Here is a 963-nt window from a genome sequence, read left to right as displayed (position 1 = left end):
CCTTACTTATTACGTCGTGGTGCCTGTCTTCAGTCTATGCTCGTGGATCAATGTACTGCTAGCTCATTGCCAACCTAACGCCTTCGGTGATTGCACCACAGCCGCTGCTTGATCTTTTGCATTGACGCTAAACTTGTTCATGTATTATTCCTTATCTACTTAAGCGGGTACGCGTGAGATTCGTGTTTTTGGATCTATTCTGGGTAAGGTGACTTCCTTCGAGATTGACCAGATATAAGCTATCAGTTCTCGTGCGATCGCCGTTACCACGACACTTCGATGTTTACCTTTGTGTATTAGTCGTTGATATCGTCTACATAATCTCTGTTGTGCTTGCCAAGCTTGATCAATTACCTCTTTCGGCAATCCTTCCTGCCTGAGCTGTAATTCCTTCGATATCTTTGCGGGATAGCGATAGCTATGTGCAGCCTCAACTAACAATCTCCTCGCTCGCCCATTTCCACACTTGGTGATCGCGCCTAAGTGTCGTTTTCCTCCACTTGAATGTTCGGAGGGCGTCGTTCCGATATAACTCATCAGTTTTCTAGGGCTATCAAATCGTGTTAAGTCTCCTAGCTCTACAATGACACCAGTGGCGGTGAGCAGTCGAACGCCTCTCAAGGCTTGTATCGCTTTCACAACCGGATAATATCGCCATTGCTTCACGTGATGGGCGAGTTCATTGTCCAGACGCTCTAGTCGAGCATTGCGTTCTGAAATGGTTTGAATCATCTCTTGCAAGACAAATTGCTGACTAGGATGAGGTAAGATGATCTCTGTTAACCAACGAAGGTGTTTTAAGCTCCAATTTGATTTGCCTGAATAGTTAATATGGTTTCTGAGCAGCAAGGCTTTTAGCTGGAAACGTGCATTATTCAAATCATGCATTGCACGCTCACGTGCTCGAGATAGATCTCGTATTGCTTCATCTGCGGGTTCAGGAACGTAAATCGGATCAAGGTC

General features: G+C 45.5%; 1 protein-coding gene. It reads right to left on the bottom strand.

The features are described from left to right. Positions 1-159: 159 nt before the first annotated feature. Positions 160-963 (bottom strand): IS110 family transposase (locus A3757_RS03455; RefSeq protein WP_068739179.1); only part of this gene is annotated, 804 nt, incomplete at its 5' end.

The sequence above is a fragment of the Oleiphilus sp. HI0117 genome, from assembly GCF_001635235.1.
Note: the sequence above shows the minus strand (reverse complement) of the source record. Positions and strands in the feature narration are given on the sequence as shown.